Genomic DNA, 23,115 nt, shown 5'->3' with positions numbered 1-23,115 from the left:
CGCATCGCCTGCGAGGCCTCGAGCGCCTGCGGTCCTTGATCCGCGGGAGACCCGAACATCTTGACGTCCCTGTGCCGCCCGATGGCGCCGCCAGATCAAAAGAGGTAACCCATGCCGCAGTCGGCCGAAAAAGTTCTCGATCATGCACCTCTGTTCCGTGAGAAGGAATACAGGCAGATGCTGGCGGGAAAGAAGCTGAATTTCGAATGTCCGCATCCGGATTACATCGTTACGGACCAACGCGAATTCACCAAAACCTGGGAATATCGCGACAAGAACCTCGCTCGCGAGGCGCTCGTCGTTAATCCGGCCAAGGCCTGCCAGCCACTTGGCGCCGTGTTTGCCGCTGCGGGCTTCGAACGCACTATGTCGTTCGTCCACGGCAGCCAGGGATGCGTGGCTTACTACCGTTCGCACCTGTCACGCCACTTCAAGGAGCCGGCGTCGGCGGTCTCGTCCTCCATGACCGAAGACGCAGCGGTGTTTGGCGGCCTGAAGAACATGATCGACGGACTCGCCAACACCTACAAGCTCTACGAGCCGAAGATGATCGCGGTCTCCACCACCTGCATGGCAGAGGTGATCGGTGACGATCTACATTCGTTCATCGAAAATGCCAGGCAGGAAGGCTCAGTCCCGCAGGACTTCGAAGTGCCTTACGCACACACCCCAGCCTTCGTCGGCAGCCATGTCGACGGCTATGATGTCATGGTCAAGGGTGTATTGGAAAATTTCTGGAAGGGGAAGCAACGCTCCGCAGTCGCCAACAGCGTAAACATCATCCCCGGTTTCGACGGCTTCTGCGTCGGCAACAATCGCGAGCTTAAGCGTCTGCTGGATCTGATGGGTGTATCCTACACCTTTATCCAGGATGCTTCGGATCAGTATGACACCCCGTCGGATGGCGAATTTCGCATGTATGACGGCGGCACCAAGATCGAGGACGTGAAAGCGGCACTCAACGCCGAGGCAACGCTGTCGCTGCAACACTACAACACCCGCAAGACGCTGGAATATTGCCAGGAGGTCGGGCAGACAACGGCCTCCTTCCACTATCCCATCGGGGTCGAAGCCACCGACGAGCTTCTGATGAGGGTGTCGGAAATATCCGGCAAAGAAATCCCGGAGGCGATCCGCCTCGAACGTGGACGCCTGGTGGATGCGATGGCCGACAGCCAGTCGTGGCTGCACGGGAAGAAATACGCCATCTATGGTGACCCGGACTTCGTTCACGCTATGGCCCGCTTCGTCATGGAGACAGGCGGCGAGCCGACCCACTGCTTGGCTACCAATGGCACCAGTGCCTGGGAAGCTGAGATGAAGAGGCTGCTCGCGACCTCCTCCTTTGGCAAGGAGGCCCAGGTCTGGGCGGGCAAGGACCTATGGGCGATGCGCTCTCTGCTCTTTACAGAGCCGGTGGACCTGCTGATCGGCAATTCTTACGGCAAGTATCTGGAGCGCGACACGGGCACGCCATTGATCCGACTGATGTTCCCGATCTTCGACCGTCATCATCACCACCGTTTCCCGCTCATAGGCTATCAGGGTGGACTGCGCGTGCTGACGACGATCCTCGACAAGATCTTCGACAAGCTCGACCGAGAGACGATTGAGACGGGCGTGACGGACTATTCCTTCGATTTGACCCGCTAAAGCAGCGACCAGCCACCGTCCGGACGGACTTCAGGAGACCGGCGCAATGTTCTTGCCCAATGCCAAACTGCGGGACGTCTTCAGCGAGCCCGCTTGCGAAAAGAACCAGGGCAAGGATGCCAAAACGCGCAAAGTGGGTTGCTCCAAGCCGCTGACGCCCGGAGCTGCAGCCGGAGGCTGCGCCTTCGACGGTGCCAAGATTGCGTTGCAGCCCATCACTGACGTGGCGCATCTGATCCATGCGCCGCTCGCCTGCGAGGGCAACTCCTGGGACAACCGGGGCGCGACGTCATCCGGGTCGGCCTTGTGGCGCACAAGCTTCACGACCGATCTCACCGAACTCGACGTCGTGATGGGGCAGGGCGATCGCAAGCTTTTCAAGGCCATTCGCGAGATCAGCCAAGCTTATGCGCCGGCGGCGATCTTCGTCTACTCCACCTGCGTGACCGCGCTGATCGGCGATGACATCGATGCCGTCTGCAAGCATGCGGCGGCAAAGTTCGGCTTGCCCGTGGTGCCGATCAATGCGCCGGGCTTCGTCGGCTCTAAAAATCTCGGCAACAAACTCGCCGGCGAGGCGTTGCTCGACCACGTCATCGGCACCGCAGAACCCGATGATGCCGGCCCTTGCGATATCAACGTCCTCGGCGAGTTCAATCTCTCCGGGGAGTTCTGGCAGGTAAAGCCACTCCTTGATCGACTCGGCATCCGCGTGCGCGCCTGCATACCGGGCGACTCACGCTATCTCGATATCGCCTGCGCACACCGCGCCCGGGCAGCGATGATAGTGTGCTCGACCGCTCTCATCAGTCTCGCCCGCAAGATGGAGGAGCGCTGGGACATCCCGTTCTTCGAGGGTTCCTTTTACGGCATCACCGCCACCTCGCATGCACTTCGCAACATCGCTGATCTGCTCGTCAGGAAGGGGGCCGACCCGGAACTTGTCGACCGCACCGAGGCGCTGATTGCACAGGAGGAGGCGCTTGCTTGGAAGAAGCTCGCCGCCTACCGCCCAAGGCTTGAAGGCAAGCGCGTGCTGCTCAATACCGGCGGTGTCAAGTCCTGGTCGCTCGTCGATGCTCTGATGGAGCTCGGCATCGAGATCGTCGGAACGTCGGTCAAGAAATCGACCGTTGAAGACCAGGAGCGCATCAGACAGACGCTAAAGGAAGAGAACCAGATCTTCGAGTCCATGGCACCGCGCGAGCTTTACGCCCTGCTCTCACAGCGCAAGGCCGACATCATGCTGTCGGGCGGGCGCACGCAATTCGTCGCGCTGAAGGCAAGGACACCCTGGCTCGACATCAACCAGGAGCGTCACCACCCCTATGCCGCCTACGACGGCATGGTTGAGCTCATGCGCCAGATCGACCTCGCCATTCACAACCCGATCTGGTCCCAGGTGCGCGAGCCGGCGCCGTGGGATAGCCATCCTGCCGTGGAGGATCACCCGACAAGCACAACCAGCGCCAGTTCGACGGGCCGCGCTGCTCAGAAATTCGCTGACACCACGGCCAAGGCCGTCGGCCAGGGTTGAGGAAACCGATGGCCAGCATTCTTGCCCAGACCAAATCGGCCGCGGTCAATCCGCTGAAGTCGTCACAGCCGCTGGGTGCCGCGTTCGCCTTTCTCGGAGTCGATGGTGCAGTTCCGCTGTTCCACGGCAGTCAAGGCTGCACCAGCTTCGCTTTGGTGCTCTTCGTGCGGCATTTCAAGGAAGCGGTGCCCCTGCAAACAACGGCGATGGATGAATTGGCGACAATCCTCGGCGGCGCCGAGCATCTCGAAGAGGCGATCCTCAACCTCAAGACCCGCACCAATGCAAAGCTGATTGGGGTCTGCACCACGGCGCTGACTGAAACCCGTGGCGAAGATTTCGCAGGCCACATTGCCAGCATCAAGCTCGAGCGTGCGCAAGAGCTCACGGGTACGCAGATCATACTGACCAACACGCCGGATTTCGACGGCGCGATCGAAGAGGGCTGGGCCAAGGCCGCTACCGCGATGATCGAAGGCATGACACGGCCTGGCGAGCAGGTGCGGAAGTCCAAGAAGCTCGCCATCCTGCCCGGCTGGAACGTCAACGTGGCCGACATCGAGCACTTGCGCGAGATGGTGGAAAGCTTCGGCCTCGAGCCGGTGATCCTGCCGGATGTCTCCGGCTCGCTCGATGGTACGGTGCCGGACCGCTGGATTCCCACCACCTGTGGCGGCACCAGCGTCGAGGACATTCGCGAGCTTGGCACGGCGGCGCACTGCATTGCCATTGGCGAGCATATGCGCTGCTCGGCAGACGCGCTGCGGCGGCTGACGGGAGTGCCTTACATGCTGTTTCACTCCCTAACCGGATTGAAGGCCGTCGATCGGCTTGTCTCGCTTCTTTCGTCGATTTCGGGCGCGGCGGTGCCGGCCAAGATACGCCGTCGTCGGGCTCAATTGCAGGATGCCTTGCTCGACGGACATTTCCATTTCGGCGGCAAAAAAATTGCGATCGCTGCCGAACCAGACCAGCTCTACCAGTTGACGACCTTTTTCATCGGTATGGGCACCGAAATCGCGGTCGCAGTGACCACGACCGATAGGTCAAAGATTCTCGAGAAAATTCCAGCGCAATCGGTGCAGGTCGGCGATCTTGGAGATCTGGAAACCCTTGCCGCCGGCACTGACCTTCTTGTGACCCATTCCCACGGACGCCAGGCGGCAGAGCGCCTTGGCATTCCGCTCATGCGCGTCGGCTTCCCCATCTTCGATCGCCTCGGCAGCCAGCACAAGTCCACAATCCTCTACCAGGGGACGCGCGACCTCATCTTCGAGGTCGCCAACATCTTCCAGGCCAACCAGCATGCGCCGAGCCCTGAGACCCTTGATCCGTTCCGCAACCGAGAAATGCCAAATGACCTCGCTTCGTCGCCTCTCGCTCGTTACTGACGAGGTCCACGCATTGCCGCCGGAAAGGCAAGCCGGCGCATTACGCGTGGCGATCGCCACGCAAGACTTAAAGGACCTCAACGCCCATTTCGGATCGGCCAAGCGCTTTGCCGTCTACGACGTAACGTCTGCCGAATGGAATTTCGTGGAAGCAGTGACGTTCGATGACGTTTCTGACGAAAGCGGAACGCATCGAACCGAGGGCGATGACCGCATCGCCCCGAAAGTGTCGGCATTGAAAGGCTGCCATCTTCTGTTTTGTTTGGCGATCGGCGGGCCTTCCGCAGCCAGGCTCGTTGCAGCAAAAATCCTTCCGATCAAAGTGCAGCGCCCTGAACCCATCGCTGGCGTCCTGTTGCGCACCCAGGAGATGCTCAGGAAGGCTCCTCCGCCCTGGCTGCGCAAGGTGTTAGCGGACGCCGGCGTTCCCCGAAAGAAACCGTCCTTCGAGGACGACGAAGATTGAAACGAGGAGAATGCGCAATGGCTGATGCGGCGGTCCTCCCTGCTGTCAAAGAGGACGAGGCGGCGCTTGCCACGCCTTTCGTCAAGTGCCTCGTGCGGCTGGTTCGCGCGCAGGACTCTTACGGTTCATGGGAAGGCAAACCGGACCCAGAGCTTCTGGCCGACTTCATTATCACCAAGGAAAAGCGTCGTGAAATCCCAATCATCGGCGATCCTGATCCGGACGTGCTGTTGAGACTCGATATTTACTACGCCGCGGTCGGGCTTGCGATCGAGGAGCGCGCCGGCCTGATGGCATCGCCCATGATGAAAATTAGCCATGAGGGCTTTGGGCGCGTGCTTCTCACGGCCGGGCGATTGGTGGTTCTGTCGAAGACGCTTCGCGACGTCCACCGGTTCGGCTTCGAGACATTCCGAAAGCTTGCTGAGGCCGGTACGAAACTGGTCGACGATGCGATCTTTGCCATCGAAATCTATCCCGAAGCGGCCCGGGCGTGACCAACGCATTCGAGGAAACAGATCATGTCCAGAACCTTGAGGAGTGCAGAAGAACCTCGGGAGCCGCCGGCGCGCCGGACCCTGGGAGGGAATTCAAGGGCACCGCAGGTCTGGACCAGCCCAAACGGGCCACGAACTGGCCGGCTACGCTCTCGATGAGCAGGGCGGCAGACAATGAAGCGAATGCGGTGCCTTCGTCCACTCTACTGCTGGAAGTAAATGGTGCAGCTTCGAATACGTGTACAAGTACAAGAATACTCGGAAAGAAACACTCAAATGGCTTTTAGAACCGTATTGTGTGTCACGGAAGTTGAACACTCCGATCAGGACGTCAGAACCGCCGCCGACCTGTGTGCCGAGGTTGGCGCATGTCTGTCCGTACTGGTCATCAAATTTTCCAAGCGTCGGCCGAACGGCGCGGGCGTCTGGCCTGAGCACACACCAGACGTGGTCAGACTGGAAAGACGAATTCGCGAAATCGACACCCTTTCACAGAATATCGTCAGACTGGAAAAACGGTCCAGGGAAATCCATTCGCTGCTGGAAACCATGTGGGCTCGCTGTGACGTGGACACCGACTATTGCGACAAGGCCAATGTCGGTGACCTGGTGCGGCGGCGGGCCCTCCTTGCGGACCTGACAGTCATCGGACCCTCGCTTCTCGATGACGACGATCTCGGGCCTCTTGCTATTGACGGTAGCCTGTTCGAATCGGGAAAGCCGGTGCTTGTGGTGCCGCGTGGCGCCAAGGCTTCTCTTAGGCCGCGGCGCATGCTCGTCGGCTGGGATTCGCGAGTCGAGACCTCGCGTGTCGTTGGGGACGCGCTGCCTCTGCTATCCGATGCAGAGGATGTTCGTGTCATATTGCTCGATCCGCAGGCAACCGGGGACGGAAACCGCCCCGGGCGGGGAACCGACATCGCGGGCTACTTCGCCCGGCACGGTATCCGGGTGGCTATCGACCGGCTGCCCAGCCCCGTCCAGTCGCTGCCCACAGTCCTCATGCAGCACGCGATTGACACGTCCGCCGACATGGTCGTCATGGGCACTTATGGCCACCGCCGGTTGCATGAGCGGATCTTCGGCGGTGTGACCAGATGGATAGCTGAGAAGCCGCTATTGCCGCTGTTTGTGGCGCGCTGAAGATCGAGGCTGTTGTCGCACGAAGCAATCGAGCCTGGCCGAAACGGTTCGGCTGGAGGTCGCGCCGTGCAACCGATTCGGAGGAAGGAATGTCGGACCTTGAGAAACTGCAAAAGAAAGTCCGCAAGCTCCAATCGCGCGCGGGAACCGCGAAGATGGACTTGCACGACCTTGCCGAGGGCCTCCCGGTCGGCTGGCGCAAGATAAAGACCGTCGCGGAGAAAACGTTCGACGTTTTTTTTGAGTTGGACGGCAAGGAGAGAACTCGCAGCCTGGGAGAACACGATGACCAGCCCGTTCGTTACCCGCGACGGCTCCAGATGGATGCCAGACTATCTGACCTTTATCGATGGTCGGACCTGCATCGGTTGCGGCCGCTGCTTCAAGGTCTGCTCGCGCGAGGTCATGCATCTTTACGGCGTCGATGACGCGGGTGAAATCCTCGGCATCTGCGATGACGAGGACGACTTCGATGGCGAGCTCAATCGCATGATCATGGTCGTCGACCAAGCGGGCCGCTGCATCGGCTGCGGAGCCTGCGCTCGCGTCTGTCCGAAGAACTGCCAGACCCATCTTGCGGCCGACAGCGCCGCAGCTTGATCTGCCCCGCTCACCTTTGGCCAGACCCCCATCGAGAAGCTCGACCGTCTCGGCCAACATCTGGGGGAAAGGTGGATATCTACGCCAAACGCGACGACTGCACTCCGGTCTCGCATTCGGCGGAAACAAGCTCCGCAAACTCGAATTCATCGTCCCTGACGCGATCGCGTCAAATGCCGACACGCTTGTCACAATCGGCGGCGTGCAGTCCAACCACACGCGCATGGTCGCGGCGGTCGCCGCCAAGATCGGCATGAAATGCCTCCTGGTACAGGAGAGCTGGGTGCCGTACGAGGATGTCGTCTACGACCGAGTCCGCAACATTCTCTTGAGCCGCATCATGTGAGCAGAGGTGCGCCTGGTCGACCACGGCTTTGATATCGGCATCCGCCCAAGTTGGGAACAGGCGCTCGAAGAGGTCAAGGCAAGGGGCGGCAGACCCTACTCGATACCGGCCGCGGGCTCCGTGCACAAATTTGGCGGCCTTGGCTACATCCGGTTCGCGCAGGAGGTGCGCGCGCAAGAGAAGCAGCTTGGATTTACCTTCGACTATATCGTCACATGCACGGTCACCGGCTCGACGCAAGCCGGCATGATCGTCGGCTTTGCCAGAGACGGCCGACAGCGCAACGTGCTCGGCATCGATGCCTCTGCAACTCCCGAGCAGACCAGCGCGCAAGTACTAGCAATTGCCAATGATACCGCGAAGCTCGTCGGTCTTGGGACTGAATTCACCGAGGACGACGTGGTGCTGCTGAAGGAGTACGCATCCCCGTATGATGGCATCCCGTCGGAGGAAACAAAGCAGGCAATCCGTATGTGTGCCAGCCTCGAGGGTATGATTACAGATTCCGTCTATGAGGGCAAATCGATGCAAGACCTGATTGATCTTGTCCGGAAAGGGCTTCTTTCCAGAAGGTTCGAATGTCCTCGACGTCCATCTGGGCGGAGCGCCGGCAATCAACGCTTACGGCTATATGTTTCGCAACGGCTGAGGTTTGCAGACATTAGCCGCAATCCAGCTCGTGTGGCTTGGCCGACAGGTGAATTCCAATTCCCAGTTGGGCAAGAGAGCTCTTGCGATAAGCTCGCGGCGATCCGCGGCTGGAATTCACTTCCAGATGGTCGCGCGTTCAGTCAAAACCGTCCGGCTTGTCGTCCCGGTCGATCAGGATGCGCTCTGCCGCACCGTCGAGATCGTCGTATTGGCCGCTACGCAGTGCCCATAGGAAACCGGCCAGTCCAAGCGCGCCGAGGAAGAGCGCAACCGGGATGAGATAGACAAGGATCGTCACCGGGACTGGACCAGCATGTCAGGGCGTGCGGCCTTTTCAGGCAGAACATTCCCGTGCCCCGCACGCTTCGTGAAGGCGTGAAGCCGCATGGCGTTTGCGACAACGATCAGTGATGAGGTGGACATCGCGACCGCCGCGACGAGCGGCGTCACGTACCCTGATATGGCGAGAGGGACGGCAAAGATGTTGTAGACGATTGCAATGGCTACGTTCTGGCGGATCAGCCGGCCCGCCTTTCGTGAAATATCCAATGCCAAAGGCACCGCCAGAAGGCCCTCGCGCAGGAAAACGAAATCGGCGGCATTGCGACCGATATCGGCTGCGGTGGCGGGAGCCATCGAGACGTGCGCAGCCGCCAGAGCCGGTGTATCGTTAAGGCCGTCGCCTACCATCAAGACCTTGTGGCCCGCCCTGGTCAGTGCCTCGATGTGCTCGACCTTGCCGGTAGGAAGAAGCGACGGCACGAAGTTGCCGATGCTCAAGGACTTGGCCACCTCACCGCAAGCTTTGGCGGTATCCCCGGACAGCATTTGGATGGATACGCCAGCATCCTTCAATTCCTTTACCGCGGTCCCGGCGTCGGCGCGCGTGGCGTCCTCGAAGTCAAACGAGGCGACTGTCACACCGTTCCTCGTAAGCACCGTCCCGCTGTAGCCGCCAGACTTACAGTCCCCACCGGCCCTAGCTTTCCCTTCGGCCCATCCCCGTCGGCCCAGGCGCCAAGTGTTCGCCTGCCTGGTGGCCTCGATGCCGAAGCCAGGGTGCTCGGTGATCGAAGAAAGCCTCGGCTTATTGGAAGAACCTGATAAGACAGCGATCGCCGTTGAGTACGGATGGCGAGAATGCGTAGCCATGTCGGCTGCGATTGCCAGTATGGCCGGATCGATGGATAGCGCGTTGATAAGCCGCGGCCGTCCAAGAGTGAGCGTTCCGGTCTTGTCGAACACGGCTGTGTCGATGGCCGCCAGCCGTTCCATGGCCGAACCGTCCTTGACCATGACGCCGGCATCGAACAAGCGCCGCGCCGCGACCACCTGCACGATCGGCACGGCAAGGCCGAGCGCGCACGGGCATGTAATGACGAGAACCGCGACCGCGATGGTGAGCGCCCTGTGCAAGTCGCCCGTAGCCACCATCCATCCGAGGAATGTAGCGAAGGCGGTGAGGTGGACAACCGGGGCATAGAGTGCAGAGACTCGATCGGCGATGCGGCGGTATTTCGCGCGTCCGCCCTCGGCAGCCTCCATCAGCCGAACCATTTCCGCCAGGAAAGAGTCTTTTGCGGCAGCGGTGGCCTCGATCGTCAGGGGGCCGGTGAGATTGAGTACCCCGGCCTGGACGATTTGCCCGGCCGACGCTTGTCGCGGCGTGCTCTCGCCGGAGACCAGGGAGCAATCGAGGTCCGATGCCCCTGCTAGGACCTTGCCATCGACCGGGATCCTGTCGCCTGCGGCCACAAGGATCTGCATTCCGGCCTTGATTTCCTCTGTCGGCAGGTAATCGCGAGAGCCGTCGGCCCGTACGACCACTGCCCCGCGCGCGGCAAGTCGCGACAGACCTTTGACGGCGGTTCGCGCGCGCTCGCGCATGACATGGTCGAGCGTTCTGCCGATCAACAGGAAGAACAGCAGCGAAACGGAAGCGTCAAAATAAGCGTCATCGCGGTGATTGATCGTCCCGTAGAGGCTCATCGTGTAGGCGAGCGAAACGCCGACTGCGATAGGCACGTCCATATTCATGCTACCGTGGCGCAATGCGTTCCAGGCGGAGCGAAAGAAAATGCCGCCGGCGAAGGCGAGAGCAGGGATGGCAATCAGAGCCGAAACCCAATGGAAGAGGTCGCGGGTAATTCCTTCCGCACCGGACCAGACCGAGACCGACAGCAGCATAATGTTGCCCGCGGCAAAGCCGGAAACGGCAACCGCCCGGATCAGCTCCGACAAGGTCTTGTCCTCCTTGGCGGTCTCGGGGTCGAACAGATGCGCCTGAAAGCCAAGCCGTCCGAGCGTGGCGAAAATCGGTGGCACCTGGTCGCCACGCCAGCGCACTGACACGCGTTTGGTGGATAGATTCACGCGAGCGCTTTCGATGCCTTCCAGCTTTCCCAAAGCCGTCTCGACGGCGTGTATGCAGGCCGCGCAGTGAACTGTCGGTAACGACAGGTCGGTCTGATGCGTGTCGCCACCCAGACTGCGGCTGGCCAGTTTGATCTCGTCGCTTGACGGCAGCGCGGACGCTGCGTCGACGACGACCAGCGCCGCGCCGGCGCCCGGCGCGCAGCAGCTCATCGCAGCGCTCCCTTCGAGATCATGATGCGGCGAACATCACGAAATGGCAGAGCAAGGCCCGCATCGGCGTCGATTTCGACGATCCAGACCCCATCTTTCGGCGTATAACGCGCGGCAAATTCCCCGTGCCTATCGGCATGGCCACCTGAGGCCGCGGCAAGTGTCACAGCTCTGTCCTGCGCGTCGTAGGCGGGGTGCCGAAACAGGACCCGCACGCCGTGCAGCGGAACCATCATGCCCTTAGCATCGGCAACGCTGTAGCCAACTTCGCCTGAGACAATGGTCAAACTGCCTTCCCAGCCAAGTGCCGCTTGTGCCCGTCCTTCCCTGGCCTTCTCGTTGAACTGTTGGCTGGCCACGTACGTGTTCTCGACCACAAGGCCGGTCCAAGTCGTGCTGGCTAGCGTTGCCATGGTCAGGTTCACGGCGATCACGATGCCAAAGAAACCGAGAACTGTCAGGAGCATATGCTTGCCAGTGAATTCGCGTCTACTTTGCGTGTTGGCTTTCATCTCGCGATCTCCGGCGCATTGAAGCTGGCGGTGTACTCGGCCGATTCAGAGCTTGCCTCGTCCCCAATCCGAAACTTGAAGCCTTGCACCGGTTTGTTGACTTTGTTCGCCGGTTGGCGGACGAAAACCTTGAGCATTGTGAGCCGGTCCGGCTCCATTGGAACGGCGAATGAGCGGCCGGCTGGCAGGTCGACGCCGACGAGACTCATTTCCGCACCGGCGAGCCCTTCCAGGGTGAGCACGATCGTCCTCGGCTGCGGGATCATGTTGAGCAATTTGACGATGTAGCCGTTTCGGATCGAGCCGTCCGAAAGCGTTACAAATTGCGGATTGCGGTCGTGAAGGACATTCAAATCCAGCCGCTCACGCGTCAGCAGGCATGAGATGAGCACCAATCCGATCGCCAACCACGCCCCGAGATAAATGAAGCTGCGCAACCGAAAGATCTTGCGCAGATGGACGTGCGTGACACCCTCGAGGAAGGTGGTGCTCGAGTTCCTGATCAGCGCCGGGTTGATGGCACCGGTGCCGCCGGCGGTCGCCAGTGCCAAGTTGGCGTTGTAGTCCGCCAGCGTTGCATAGGAGATCAACCCGCGCGCGCGGCCGAGTTTGTCCATGACGCCATCGCAGGCGTCGATGCAGAGGGCGCAGGTGATACACTCCATCTGCTGGCCATTGCGGATATCGATACCCATCGGGCAGACCGCCCTGCAGGAATTGCAATCGACGCAATCGCCGACAGGCCGTTCGGGGGCCAAGGCTTTCTTGGCATGGCGGCAACGGGGTTCGCCGCGCCAGTCGTTGTATGTCACGGTCAGCGAATTTTCGTCGAGCATGGCGGCCTGGATGCGTGGCCAGGGGCACATATAGGTGCAGACCTGCTCGCGCATCAGCCCGCCAAACAAGTATGTGGTCCCCATCAGGATGGCCAGGGTGACATACGCGACGGGTGCCGCCGTGCCGGTGGCGATTTCGCCGAGCAGCTTCGGCGCATCGGCAAAGTAGAAGATCCAGGCCCCGCCTGTGGCAACTGCGATGACCAGCCACACGGCATGTTTGATTGTACGCAGAAGCAATTTGCGCGGGCTCCAGGGACCGGCTTCAAGTCTTATGCGGGCATTGCGATCACCTTCGATCGCGCGCTCAACGAAGAGGAACAGGTCGACCCAGACCGTCTGCGGACAGGTGTAGCCGCACCACGCCCGCCCGACCATGGACGTGACCATGAACAGGCCGATGCCGGCCATCATCAAAAGGCCCGCGACGTAGTAAAATTCCTGCGGCCAGATTTCGATGAAGAAGAAATAGAAGCGCCGGTTCCCGAGATCGAGCAGGACGGCTTGGTGCGGCGCGAAGGGGCCTCTATCCCATCGCAGCCATGGCGTCAGATAATAGATGGCGAGTGTTATCACCATGACCAGCCATTTGAACTGGCGGAAACGGCCCGAAGCACTCTTCGGGAAAATCTTCTTGCGCGCTGCATAGAGCTGTTGCCGAACGTTGGCGGAGTTCACAGCCTCGGCTGCGCGCCGTTCGATCTGCTTTTGGTCCAGCACCGCGCCTCCAGTCGAGCAGTCTGCAGCTTCGCGTCGAGCAAGCTTGCCGCAGGGGCGGCCGCGCCGCCTTGATGCAAGTCAATCCCGCGAGCCGAAAGGTAGGTCGAGGTGGCGAATGCACATAAACGGCAAGCTCCTTCACTTTGTCTCTCCCAGACGCGCCTCCCATGCTGGTCTGATTGGGTGCGCGGACCTGCGCGGCGATTGCGCTTTCCCCCGAGCCATCCCGGCTGCGCGCCGTTCGATCTACCTTTGGTCCAGCACCGCGCCTCCAGTCGAGCAGTCTGCAGCTTCCCGTCGAGCAAGTTTGCCGCAGGCGCGGCCGTGCCGCCTTGATGCAACTCAATCCCCCGAGCCGAAAGGTAGGTCGAGGCCCGGCTGTACAGCCGGGCCTCGTCGCTTGACGGTGGTGGGTGGTGAATAGGCCGCTTCTCCTATTCCCCACCGCCAAGCGAATGCACATAAACCGCAAGCTCCTTCACTTTTGTCTCCCCCAGACGGGCCTCCCATGCTGGCATCACACCCTGCTTGGGTGCGCGGACCTGCGCGGCGATTGCGCTTTCGCCCGAGCCATAAAGCCAGATCGCGTCAGTCAGGTCGGGAGCCCCAAGCTCACGGTTTCCCTTTGCGTTTTCGCCATGACAGCCAGCGCAATTGTCCGCGAACACGTTGGCGCCGAACTGAACCAGGATCTTATCGCGCACCGGCCCCGAAAGGCTAGCCACATACGCGCTGACCTGGCTGATCTGCTCGGGTTGAAGCACGTCTGCGAAGGCCGGCATTTCCGACTGGCGAGTATCCAGGTCGGGAGCAAAGCGGATGCCGTGGGTAATGGTCTTCTGGATTTCCTCGGCCTTACCGCCCCACAGCCAGTCGTCGTCGTTGAGATTTGGAAAGCCCTTGGAGCCTTGAGCGCCAGAGCCATGACACTGCACGCAATTGACCTTGAACGCCGCGCCGCCGGCTGAGACAGCAAATTCGCGCAACGTGTCATCCGCAAGGATTTCGGACACGGATTTCGATTGGACCCCGGCGACATATTTGTCCTTGGCCGCGTCCGCGGCCGCAAGCTCGTTCTTGACCTCGTTGCGGCTCGAATAACCGAGAACACCTTTCGTGGCGGACGTCAGCATCGGCCATGCCGGATAGGCAATCGTATAGCCGACGGCCCAGACGATGGTGATATAGAAGCAAATCACCCACCATCGGGGGAGCGGATTGTTAAGCTCCCTGATGCCATCCCATTCGTGACCGGTCGTAGAGATGCCAGAGACTTCGTCGATATCCTCGCGGCTCATGATCAGTCATCCTTGAAAGGGATCCGGGCAGCTTGGTCGGCCCGCGTTCTACCACCTGGGCGCAGGGCAAAAGCAATGCAGCCGACAAAGAACAGCGCCATGCCAGCCAGGCCCCAGCTGTCGGCGAACTCCCGCATCAAATTATAGCCCATGCATCCCCCTTAGCGGTAGCCAGCTGCATCATCATAGGTCTTGAAATCGACCAGAGTGCCGAGCATCTGCAAATATGCGACCAGCGCGTCCATCTCCGTGACCTGGCCTGGATTGCCGTCGAAATCACCGATCTTGGCCTTGGGATAGCGCTTTTCGAGGGCCGCCGTGTCGGCGGCAGGATCTGCTTGTGCTTTCAGATCGGCGTTGGCATTGGCGATCATGTCTGGCGTGTAGGGAACGCCGACGCGAGCGTTCGCCACGAGATGCGTTGAGAAGTCTTTCACGGCGATTTGGGCGTCCTTGAGGAACCCATAGCTCGGCATGATCGATTCAGGCACGACCGAGCGCGGGTTCGTCAGGTGCTGCGTGTGCCACTCGTTGGAATATCGATCGCCGACGCGCGCCAGGTCCGGACCGGTGCGTTTCGAACCCCACTGGAAGGGATGGTCGTACATCGACTCGGCCGCCAGGCTGTAATGCCCATACCGTTCGACCTCGTCGCGAAACGGCCTGATCATCTGGCTGTGGCAGAGGTAGCAGCCTTCGCGCACGTAGATGTTGCGCCCGACAAGTTCGAGCGGCGAATAGGGGCGCATGCCTTCCACCTTCTCGATCGTGTTGTCGAGGTAGAAGAGCGGCGCGATCTCGACGATGCCGCCGACGGTCACCACAAGAAGCGAGCCAACGAGGAGGAGCGTGGCGTTTCTCTCGATGAGGGCGTGTTTGGCCATCAAGCCCATGTTTGGCTTCCTTATTCGGCAGGCTGGAAAGCGGACACGGAACCCGGCAATGGCTGCTCTTCGCGCCGGCGGCCAAGAATGGTCATGGCGATGTTCCAGGCCATGATCAGGGCACCCGAGAGATACATCGCGCCCCCCAGGGCCCGCATGACATAGTAGGGGTGCATGGCAGCGACGGTTTCGGCGAAGGAGTAGACTAGGAATCCCTGCTCGTCGTATTCGCGCCACATCAACCCCTGCATGACGCCGGAGACCCACATCGCGGCCGCGTAGACCACGATGCCAAGTGTCGCCAGCCAGAAGTGCCAGGTGACGAGGCGCAGCGAATAAAGACGTTCGCGGTTCCACAGTTTTGGCACCATGTAGTAGAGCGCGCCGAACGAGATCATGCCGACCCAGCCGAGCGCGCCCGAGTGAACATGGCCGATGGTCCAGTCTGTATAGTGCGACAGTGAGTTCACCGTCCTGATCGACATGACCGGACCTTCGAAGGTCGACATGCCGTAGAAGGCGATCGCGGCAACCATCATGCGAATGATCGGGTCGATGCGGATCTTGTCCCAAGCCCCTGACAAGGTCATCAGGCCGTTGATCATGCCGCCCCATGATGGCATCCACAGCATGATCGAGAACGCCATGCCGAGCGTCTGCGCCCAATCGGGCAGGGCGGTGTAATGCAGGTGATGCGGTCCGGCCCAGATGTAGAGGAAGATCAACGCCCAGAAGTGGATGATCGACAGCCGATAGGAATAGACCGGCCTGTTGGCCTGCTTCGGCACGAAATAGTACATCATGCCGAGGAAGCCGGCCGTCAGGAAGAAACCGACCGCGTTATGCCCGTACCACCATTGCGTCAGGGCGTCCTGGACACCGGAGAAGGCGGAGTAGCTTTTGGAACCGAGGAAGGAAGCAGGAATCGACAGATTGTTGACCACATGCAGCATCGCGATGGTCACGATGAAGGACAAGTAGAACCAGTTGGCGACGTAAATATGCGGTTCCTTGCGCTTCAGGATGGTGCCGAGGAAAAGGATCAGGTACGCGACCCAGACAATGGTCAGCCATATGTCGACATACCATTCCGGCTCGGCGTATTCGCGGCTCTCGGTGATGCCGAGCAGGTAGCCGGTCGCTGCCATGACAATGAAGAGCTGGTAGCCCCAGAACACGAACCAGGCGAGATTGCCGCCGAACAGCCGGGCACGGCAGGTTCGTTGCACCACATAGAGCGAGGTGCAAATAAGCGCGTTGCCGCCGAAGGCGAAGACGACGCCGGATGTATGAAGGGGCCGCAAGCGGCCGAAATTGAACCAGGGCTGGATGTTGAGGTCCGGATAGGCCAGCTGCAGCGCAATGGCCAAGCCAACCAGCATCCCGACGACGCCCCAGAACATGGTGGCGATGGCACCGTGGCGGATCGGCCCATCCATATAGGCCGATCGATCAATCGGAGCTGCCGGTTCGATGTTGCGCAGCAGAACGGCCGTGAAACCGGCAAGAACAAAAAACAACACCCACATATGTTGCCGGAAAGGTTCGTCTATGCCGAAACCGGCCGCCACCAGAGCGGCGAAGGCGAACAAGCTCAGGGCGAAGATTTCTCTGCCGAATTTCATGACATGTCCCTGACGGCGGATTTGATGCGGACGCGGGTCCGCTCCCCACTAATCCCGTAAACGGCGTGTTGGCGCCTTGATCTATGTCAAGGGCGATGATCGTCAGTCGGACAATTCTGCGTTCTGAACTCACGCGGAGGCGCCCACATGGCCAGCTGCAAATCTTCAGTGGTCGTTAGATGCAAAGCCTGGCCGTTTGTCGAAGGCTGCTTTCATGGCAGCCGACCGTGCGGGGATGTCTGTCTCTTGCACGATCGCAAGTTGCGGATCTACGACGAGCTGGAAGCGATAGCCGACGGATTGCCCTCGGTGAATCGGTCGAGGTGCCTGCTGATGGCAAAAGAATTGGTGCCGCTGCTGCGCATAAGCTATGCCCGTGAGGAAGAGCATCTCTTTCCTGCGTTTGCGAGAGACGCAACTGATGGCAAGCCGATGGCTTCGCTACGTCGCTTGCGGGCCGAGCACATCGAGGATGAGTGCGCGGCACAGGATCTAACCGATACCCTGCTGACAATCGGGCATGGGGGTCGCATCACCAACCCTGAGGCCCTCGGCTTCATGTTACGGGCCTTTGTTTGTGCGTCACGGCGACACATCGCATTCGAACGCGAGCACGTCCTGCCAGTTGTCGCAAAGCAAAATCGTGCGAACCGACCGGAGACCTAAGCGTCAGAACACGCCCAAGTGCCCGAACAGCGTTGCAGCCGGCTCACGCTACCGACCACGACATGACGATTGTTCTTAATCTGGATCACGCCGTCGGCACGAAGCTTTGTCAGCTGACGGCTGATGGTCTCGACCGTCAGGCCGAGAAAGTCGGCGATATCGGCGCGGGTGAGCGGCAGATCGAAAGTTGCCGATCCCTTGCTGGTGTCCGTCGCCGGGTCGATATTCCTCGCGATCAGGAAGAGAAAACTCGCTACCTTCTCAGCCGCCGTCTTACGGCCCAGAGTCACCATCCACTCGCGAGCCTCATCCAATTCCATCAGTGTCTGCTTGAGCAGGCGGTGTTCTAGAGCTGGTGCCTCCCTCATCATCCGCTCGATAGCCGCTTTCGGGAACGAGCACAGCGAGACTTCGGTCGCGGTCTCCGCGTTGATCTCGCTTTCCGACTTGAACGGCCGGCCCACAAAATCGGGCGCGAATTGAAGCCCGACGATCTGCTGGCGTCCGTCCGCAAGACCCTTGGTCAGCTTTATGACGCCCGAAAGCAGGTTCGAATAGGTTTCGATCGCTTCGGCGTCTCCGACCAGCTCGGTTCCGGGCGGAACGCTGTGTCTCGACGAGGCCTTGGCCAAGTCGACCAACTGATTGGGCTCGAGCGCGCCGCACAGCCCGTAGTTCCGCGCATCGCAGGATCGGCAAAGCAGAGGAAGGACATCGCTTTGAACGTCTTGTCGGATGGTCATCACACGGCCCGTACGGAAAAAATGGTGGCGGCAAGATAGCACCGCTGCCGCGTCAGGTGTTGCGTCAGTTTGTCCTGCCTCGGCACCGTTGATCGAAATCAAGGCGGCCGCGGTTTGCAGAGGGCAAGTTGCCCTCATGCATGAAACAGCAACCCACGGCACGCGTCCCGAACTGACCGTCATGCTGCGCGAGACCGTGCCGCGTTACACGAGCTATCCGACCGCGCCACATTTTCATTCTGGTGTCGATGCCGGTCTGCTTCGAGGCTGGATCAATGCCATCAAAGGCGACGACGAGTTGTCGCTGTATTTCCACATTCCCTATCGTAACACGCTGTGCTGGTTTTGCGCCTGCCACACCTACGCGGCATTATGCGCCGGTGGCAACCCTCCTGCGCGTTCTACATTGCCAGATCGAAACGGTCGGGCGTCTCATAAGGGGCAGGGGCCGACGTGCGTGCTGTCCATTTTGGCGGCGGCTCCCCGACCATCCTGAAACCCTACGACATACTTGCGCTCGGAAAAGCCTTACGCGACCGGTTCGATCTTTGCCCCGATGCCAGCTTCAGCGTCGAAATCGAATCCCGCGACATCGACGAAGCCCGTCTCAATGCGCTCGGCGCGATCGGCATGACGAGAGCAAGTCTGAGCGTACAGGATTTCCATCCCAAGGTGCAGAAGGCCATCAATCGCGAGCAGAGTTTCCGCCTGACCAAGAGTGTGGTGGACGGCGTACGCGCCCGCGGCGTGAATCGGTTAATCTTGACCTGCTCTACGGACTGCCGCACCAGACGCTTGAAGCGTCGCCGCGACAGTCGCGCACGCCTTGACGCTGGAGCCCGACAGGGTTGCGGTGTACGGCCATGCTCATGTGCCGTGGGTCAAGAAGCAGCAAACGATGATTGACGAGGCCTGGCTGCCCGATTCCGCCGAACGGCTGGCGCAGTCGCAGCTTGCCGCGGGATCATCGTGCGAGCCGGCCATGAGGCGATCGGGCTTGATCATTTTGCCAGGCCGCACGATTTGCTCGCCATCGCGGCGCGCACGGGCAGCCTACGCCGCAACTTCCAAGGCTACAGGCGAAGACAACTGCGAAACCCTGATCGGTCTTGGCCCATCCTCCATCAGCCGCTTCCGGCAAGGCTACGCCCCGAATATGGTTGTGACTGGCGAGTAAGAGAAGGCTGCGGTTGCCGGCCAATTGGCAAGGGGCAGGGTCATCGAGCGCCTGATGTGCGACTTCGCTTTCTCGGCGCTCGACTTGGTAGAGCGTTTCGGTCGGGTCGGCCAAAGGGTCCTCCGTCAGGCAAGCCGCGTCGCGATCGGCGGCTCAGGCAGGCTGCTACAAGCCGACGGCAATAATTTTGTCGTGCCGCAGGAGAGCCGTCCCCTTGTCAGGACTGTGGCGGCGAAATTCGACAATACCTTGAGACGGGAACAGGCAGGTATTCTGTGGCCGTCTGAGTGGCTGCGGTGGACACGTCTGGGCCACAGGTGCTCGCCATCTTGAACACCAATCATGGACTGTGTTGCCCGAGCAAACCGTGCGCAGAACGGGGTCCCGTCTCTAAAACCGAAGCTAGCGCCTCAGCACGGCAGAAATTCCGCGTCGGACAAATGGCAGATTTTGACCGAGCCGAAGGCCAACATGCCTTGCGACCTGCGCCAGCGGGCGATCGTCTGTATAAAGCTTAACCAGCATGTTGGTCGCGTGGTAAAGCGGCGCGGCGCTCAGCCTTAGCCGGGCTTCGTATCGGCGAAGCAGGGTTGGATCGGCGATATCGGTTCCTTTGCGCCAAGCCGTCAGAATTCCCTTAGCAAGCTGATGCTGACCACCAAGGCCGATGTTGAAGCCATGCGCTGTGACCGGATGCATGCCGACAGCCGCATCCCCGATGAGCGCGGCGCGCGGCATCCAGAACCTGTCTGCCCAAGTCGTGACGAGTGAGTAGGCGTGGCGGCTGCTGGCCAGCGACATCTTACCCAACCGTCCGCCACAGCGCTGGGTCATCTCCGCAAGAAAAGCAGCATCGTTCATCAGGACAAGCCGGGAAACCTCGTTTGCGGGAAGTGTCACAAGCAGTGACGACACGCCAGTCGCAAGCGGCAGCATCGCGATCGTCTGCTTATCATCAAACCATTCCGTCGCGATGCGGTGATGGTGCAGCTCATGACGCACACGGCAGATCAGCATCGAGCAGCCGAGCCGATTGACGTCGGCGGCAATGCCCAGCAGATCGCGCAGGACAGACAGGCGTGAATCCGCCGCCACGAGAAGCTGGGCGTGGAGCTGTCGACCATCTGAGAAGGTCACCGTCGCGTCACCGCGTTTGATGTGAGCGGCGACGACGTTGCAGTCAGCGAACACACGTGCATGCTCCCGTGTCCGGACAACGCTGAAAAGGGCACTGCGAATCCGATGGTTGGAGACGAGAACCCCCAGCGGCTTCGCGCTTCCCGCAGGCGCGTCGAAGCTCAGGGCGAAAGGATTCGATCCGTTGAGCACACGCGCACCGAGCAGGGGCGATTTCTCCGAATGGGGGATGCCATCCCATGCGCCGAGCTCTCGTAGAATCTTAACTGAAGCGTGAGTGAGTGCAATCTCGCGTCCGTCGAAGGCGGGCTGCGCCAGATCTGCCATCGACCGGCGTTCGATCAACGCGACCTTGAGGTCACTTGCGGCAAGCGACGCGGCAAACGCCAGTCCAACCGGGCCGGCCCCGACCACAATTATGTCAAAGCTGGTCATCTTGCGCTAACGCCGCCGCTGTGCGGGCCAAGGGAAACATGTGAACAGCAGACTTGCCCGACCGTTTTCCGATGGCTCGGTTCGGCATTTTGCCTCTCGAGACAAGAAATTTTTGCGACGTTGATCCAGGTCAATGCCCGCCGCGCGCGTCCACATGATTCTTCCAAAAAAACGACATTCAGTAGGTGATACATGGCCGACATCGTCTCGAAGCTTGTCCGGGAGTGCAACACAGCGCGGTTCAAGGGCGTGGATTTTCTAACGATCTGGCAGACAACGCTGAAACAACATCCCTACGTCGCGGGCGAGCCGCTGCAAGATCAGAACGAAGCTGGACCTGCGCTCATGATCCCGTTGATCACCGGCCGTCATCTCATATTTGACGCTTCAGGTTTTCGGCTGGGCTAAATAGCAGTGTGGTAGCGGCTGACCACCCGGTTTCGACCAGGAACAGCCACAGCTTGCGTGCTTAATGACGAGATTGCGAAGAAGCCCAAGCCCATCACTGTCAATGTAAAGTCCAACCACCGAAAAAGTTTCCGCCGCCATATCATTCTCCTTGAAGCGCGGATGACGAGAGCATGCCGTAAACGGACAAGCCTTGATCTGGGTCAAGCACCACCGAAAGATTGATCGAAAAACGTTTCTTAACCGGCCGATTTGCCAGCCGCCAACTCGACAGATCGTCCCAGCGCCGCCTGCGGGCGCCGCGCCGGTTGACGTGTAGCCTCATCTCCGTGACTTGTACCAAGCTCCGAAGCAAGCTGCCTGCAGCCTCGCCTTTCTTGCGCGATTTGATAAGATGCTTTGCCGCGCGGTCGGAACGACAACGGCACCAGCGGCCTAGGCCGGCATCGGCACCTCAGCCGGAAAGCCTTCGCCGTACGGAGCCGCGCGGCATTCGGTCCGATGTCCGATGTCGGATATGCGACGTCGCTGGATCGACCCAATCGTCTGTTTCGGCACCACCTCTCGTTTGGAACGATGCTTGCGTGGCCGTCCGCGAATGTCCCTGAGCGTCTGGACGCCCATGCCTTTGCCGATCCTTGCGCTTGCCATTGCGTCCTTCTGCATCGGCACCACCGAATTCGTCATCATGGGCCTGCTGCCGGAGGTCGCCGCCGATCTCGGCGTCACGATCCCCTCGGCCGGCCTGCTGGTCACCGGCTACGCGCTGGGCGTCGTCTTCGGCGCGCCTGTCGTGGCCATGGCCACCGCGCATCTGCCGCGCAAGCCGGTGCTGGTCGGGCTTGCGGCCCTGTTCGTCGTCGGCAATCTCTTTTGCGCCATCGCGCCCAATTACTGGCTGCTGATGGCCGCGCGTGTCTTCACCGCTTTCGGCCATGGCGCCTTCTTCGGCATCGGCTCTGTCGTCGCCGCCAGCCTGGTGCCGCGCAACAAGCGCGCCAGCGCGATGGCGATGATGTTCGTGGGATTGACGCTCTCCAACATCCTCGGCGTTCCCGCTGGAACGGCACTCGGCCAAGCCTTCTGTTGGCGGGTTACTTTCCTGGCCGTGGTCGGCATCGGCCTGATCTCGGTCGCGGCCATCGCATGGCTGGTGCCGTCCGATGTCGCCGAGCCAAGCGGGGGCGGCCTGCGCGCGGAAGTCCGCGTGCTCGGCAGGCTGCAGGTGTGGCTGGCGATGCTGATCGCGGCGCTGACCTCGGCCAGCCTTTTCGCCGTTTTCACCTATATCAAACCCTATCTCACCGACGTGTCGGGCCTGCCGACCGCGGCGGTCACCTGGGTGCTTTTGCTTTTCGGTGCCGGCATGACCATCGGCAACGTCATTGGCGGCAGGCTGGCCGACTGGAAACTGATGCCGACAGTGATCGCCACCTTGCTGCTGATGGCCCTGCTGTTCGTCGGCTTCATGCAGTTCGGCGCGATCGCCGGCGTTGCCGTCGGCATCGTCTTCCTGTGGGGCCTGCTCATCTTCGTCGTCGTGCCGCCGCTGCAGATCCGCGTCGTCGAGGCAGCGTCCGATGGACCGAACCTTGCCGCCACGCTCAACCAGGGCGCCTTCAATGTCGGCAATGCCGGCGGCGCCTGGATCGGCGGCGTGGCGCTGTCCGCGGGCGTTTCCTACGCCAATTTGCCGCTGGTGGGCGCGGTGCTCGCCCTGCTGGCGTTCACTGTCGCGGTGCTGCTGCAGTCGCTCGATCGCCGGACTGGCCTGCAGACGCGGATGGCTTAAGCAGCATCTCGG

The 23,115-nt window shown here is 60.7% G+C and carries 20 protein-coding genes and 4 pseudogenes; 13 read left to right on the top strand and 11 right to left on the bottom strand.

What is annotated here, in order from left to right:
• The first annotated feature begins 111 nt into the window (after positions 1 to 111).
• The 9 genes and pseudogenes from nifK (at position 112) to ACWGTI_RS27805 (ending at position 8,282) form a co-directional block, all read left to right on the top strand.
• Positions 112 to 1,653, top strand: a complete 1,542-nt coding sequence (gene nifK, locus ACWGTI_RS27845; protein WP_454578044.1) for a nitrogenase molybdenum-iron protein subunit beta — start codon at positions 112 to 114, stop codon at positions 1,651 to 1,653.
• Positions 1,654 to 1,699: 46 nt separating this feature from the next.
• Positions 1,700 to 3,190, top strand: coding sequence for a nitrogenase iron-molybdenum cofactor biosynthesis protein NifE (nifE, locus tag ACWGTI_RS27840; protein ID WP_454578045.1), 1,491 nt, complete (start codon positions 1,700 to 1,702; stop codon positions 3,188 to 3,190).
• A gap of 8 nt (positions 3,191 to 3,198) precedes the next feature.
• Positions 3,199 to 4,581 carry a nitrogenase iron-molybdenum cofactor biosynthesis protein NifN gene (gene nifN / locus ACWGTI_RS27835; RefSeq protein ID WP_454578046.1) on the top strand — a complete coding sequence of 461 codons (1,383 nt, stop codon included), beginning with the start codon at positions 3,199 to 3,201 and terminating at the stop codon, positions 4,579 to 4,581.
• Entirely contained in the window at positions 4,547 to 5,047 is a 501-nt protein-coding gene (nifX, locus tag ACWGTI_RS27830) for a nitrogen fixation protein NifX (protein WP_454590064.1), read from the top strand. Before nifN ends, nifX begins: the two co-directional genes overlap by 35 nt.
• 17 nt (positions 5,048 to 5,064) lie before the next feature.
• Positions 5,065 to 5,544 (top strand): NifX-associated nitrogen fixation protein, encoded by a 480-nt coding sequence (locus tag ACWGTI_RS27825; RefSeq protein ID WP_454578048.1) that lies wholly within the window; start codon positions 5,065 to 5,067, stop codon positions 5,542 to 5,544.
• A 276-nt stretch (positions 5,545 to 5,820) separates the two neighbouring features.
• On the top strand, positions 5,821 to 6,687 hold the full coding sequence (locus tag ACWGTI_RS27820) for a universal stress protein (protein ID WP_454578049.1): 867 nt from the start codon (positions 5,821 to 5,823) through the stop codon (positions 6,685 to 6,687).
• An 89-nt stretch (positions 6,688 to 6,776) separates the two neighbouring features.
• Positions 6,777 to 6,972, top strand: a pseudogene (locus ACWGTI_RS27815) (CCE_0567 family metalloprotein); the annotation flags it as partial.
• Complete coding sequence (gene fdxB, locus ACWGTI_RS27810) at positions 6,973 to 7,287, top strand: ferredoxin III, nif-specific (RefSeq protein ID WP_454590073.1); 315 nt, start codon at positions 6,973 to 6,975, stop codon at positions 7,285 to 7,287.
• A 30-nt stretch (positions 7,288 to 7,317) separates the two neighbouring features.
• Positions 7,318 to 8,282 (top strand): annotated as a pseudogene (locus ACWGTI_RS27805) (1-aminocyclopropane-1-carboxylate deaminase).
• A gap of 138 nt (positions 8,283 to 8,420) precedes the next feature.
• On the opposite strand, the gene ccoS reads toward ACWGTI_RS27805, so the two are convergent.
• From ccoS to ccoN, 9 genes and pseudogenes are all read right to left on the bottom strand, one after another.
• Positions 8,421 to 8,582 carry a cbb3-type cytochrome oxidase assembly protein CcoS gene (ccoS, locus tag ACWGTI_RS27800; protein ID WP_454578451.1) on the bottom strand — a complete coding sequence of 54 codons (162 nt, stop codon included), beginning with the start codon at positions 8,580 to 8,582 and terminating at the stop codon, positions 8,421 to 8,423.
• Positions 8,579 to 10,870: a heavy metal translocating P-type ATPase gene (locus ACWGTI_RS27795; RefSeq protein WP_454590063.1), complete on the bottom strand. Its 2,292-nt coding sequence runs from the start codon at positions 10,868 to 10,870 to the stop codon at positions 8,579 to 8,581. The genes ccoS and ACWGTI_RS27795 overlap by 4 nt, the downstream gene beginning before the upstream one ends.
• The gene (locus ACWGTI_RS27790) at positions 10,867 to 11,382 is read right to left on the bottom strand and encodes a FixH family protein (RefSeq protein WP_454590062.1); all 516 of its coding nucleotides are present in this window, start codon (positions 11,380 to 11,382) and stop codon (positions 10,867 to 10,869) included. The genes ACWGTI_RS27795 and ACWGTI_RS27790 overlap by 4 nt, the downstream gene beginning before the upstream one ends.
• On the bottom strand, positions 11,379 to 12,938 hold the full coding sequence (ccoG, locus tag ACWGTI_RS27785; protein ID WP_454578448.1) for a cytochrome c oxidase accessory protein CcoG: 1,560 nt from the start codon (positions 12,936 to 12,938) through the stop codon (positions 11,379 to 11,381). The genes ACWGTI_RS27790 and ccoG overlap by 4 nt, the downstream gene beginning before the upstream one ends.
• Positions 12,939 to 13,050: 112 nt before the next feature.
• A pseudogene (locus ACWGTI_RS27780) lies at positions 13,051 to 13,161 on the bottom strand (cytochrome-c oxidase, cbb3-type subunit III); the annotation flags it as partial.
• Between the two features lie 211 nt (positions 13,162 to 13,372).
• Positions 13,373 to 14,236: a cytochrome-c oxidase, cbb3-type subunit III gene (ccoP, locus tag ACWGTI_RS27775; protein ID WP_454590061.1), complete on the bottom strand. Its 864-nt coding sequence runs from the start codon at positions 14,234 to 14,236 to the stop codon at positions 13,373 to 13,375.
• A gap of 2 nt (positions 14,237 to 14,238) precedes the next feature.
• Positions 14,239 to 14,388 (bottom strand): cbb3-type cytochrome c oxidase subunit 3, encoded by a 150-nt coding sequence (locus tag ACWGTI_RS27770; RefSeq protein WP_454578446.1) that lies wholly within the window; start codon positions 14,386 to 14,388, stop codon positions 14,239 to 14,241.
• A gap of 9 nt (positions 14,389 to 14,397) precedes the next feature.
• On the bottom strand, positions 14,398 to 15,129 hold the full coding sequence (gene ccoO / locus ACWGTI_RS27765; RefSeq protein ID WP_454590060.1) for a cytochrome-c oxidase, cbb3-type subunit II: 732 nt from the start codon (positions 15,127 to 15,129) through the stop codon (positions 14,398 to 14,400).
• 11 nt (positions 15,130 to 15,140) lie between these two features.
• Complete coding sequence (gene ccoN, locus ACWGTI_RS27760; RefSeq protein WP_454590059.1) at positions 15,141 to 16,745, bottom strand: cytochrome-c oxidase, cbb3-type subunit I; 1,605 nt, start codon at positions 16,743 to 16,745, stop codon at positions 15,141 to 15,143.
• Between the two features lie 246 nt (positions 16,746 to 16,991).
• Here ccoN and ACWGTI_RS27755 point away from each other — a divergent pair, with 246 nt between their 5' ends.
• Entirely contained in the window at positions 16,992 to 17,411 is a 420-nt protein-coding gene (locus ACWGTI_RS27755) for a hemerythrin domain-containing protein (protein WP_454590058.1), read from the top strand.
• On the opposite strand, the gene ACWGTI_RS27750 is transcribed toward ACWGTI_RS27755, so the two are convergent.
• Positions 17,408 to 18,154: a Crp/Fnr family transcriptional regulator gene (locus tag ACWGTI_RS27750; protein ID WP_454578452.1), complete on the bottom strand. Its 747-nt coding sequence runs from the start codon at positions 18,152 to 18,154 to the stop codon at positions 17,408 to 17,410. The two genes, ACWGTI_RS27755 and ACWGTI_RS27750, sit on opposite strands and share 4 nt — an antisense overlap.
• A gap of 136 nt (positions 18,155 to 18,290) precedes the next feature.
• Here ACWGTI_RS27750 and ACWGTI_RS27745 point away from each other — a divergent pair.
• A pseudogene (locus ACWGTI_RS27745) lies at positions 18,291 to 19,618 on the top strand (radical SAM protein).
• A 115-nt stretch (positions 19,619 to 19,733) separates the two neighbouring features.
• On the opposite strand, the gene ubiM reads toward ACWGTI_RS27745, so the two are convergent.
• Positions 19,734 to 20,903, bottom strand: a complete 1,170-nt coding sequence (gene ubiM, locus ACWGTI_RS27740; RefSeq protein WP_454578442.1) for a 5-demethoxyubiquinol-8 5-hydroxylase UbiM — start codon at positions 20,901 to 20,903, stop codon at positions 19,734 to 19,736.
• Between the two features lie 192 nt (positions 20,904 to 21,095).
• Here ubiM and ACWGTI_RS27735 point away from each other — a divergent pair, with 192 nt between their 5' ends.
• Positions 21,096 to 21,311, top strand: a complete 216-nt coding sequence (locus tag ACWGTI_RS27735; RefSeq protein WP_454578441.1) for a hypothetical protein — start codon at positions 21,096 to 21,098, stop codon at positions 21,309 to 21,311.
• 622 nt (positions 21,312 to 21,933) lie between these two features.
• A complete protein-coding gene (locus ACWGTI_RS27730) occupies positions 21,934 to 23,103 on the top strand; it encodes an MFS transporter (RefSeq protein ID WP_454578440.1) in 1,170 nt (389 codons plus the stop codon).
• Positions 23,104 to 23,115 lie beyond the last annotated feature (12 nt).

It is taken from the genome of Mesorhizobium sp. ArgA1 (assembly GCF_053714375.1).
This window is presented reverse-complemented; position numbering and strand designations above follow the sequence as displayed.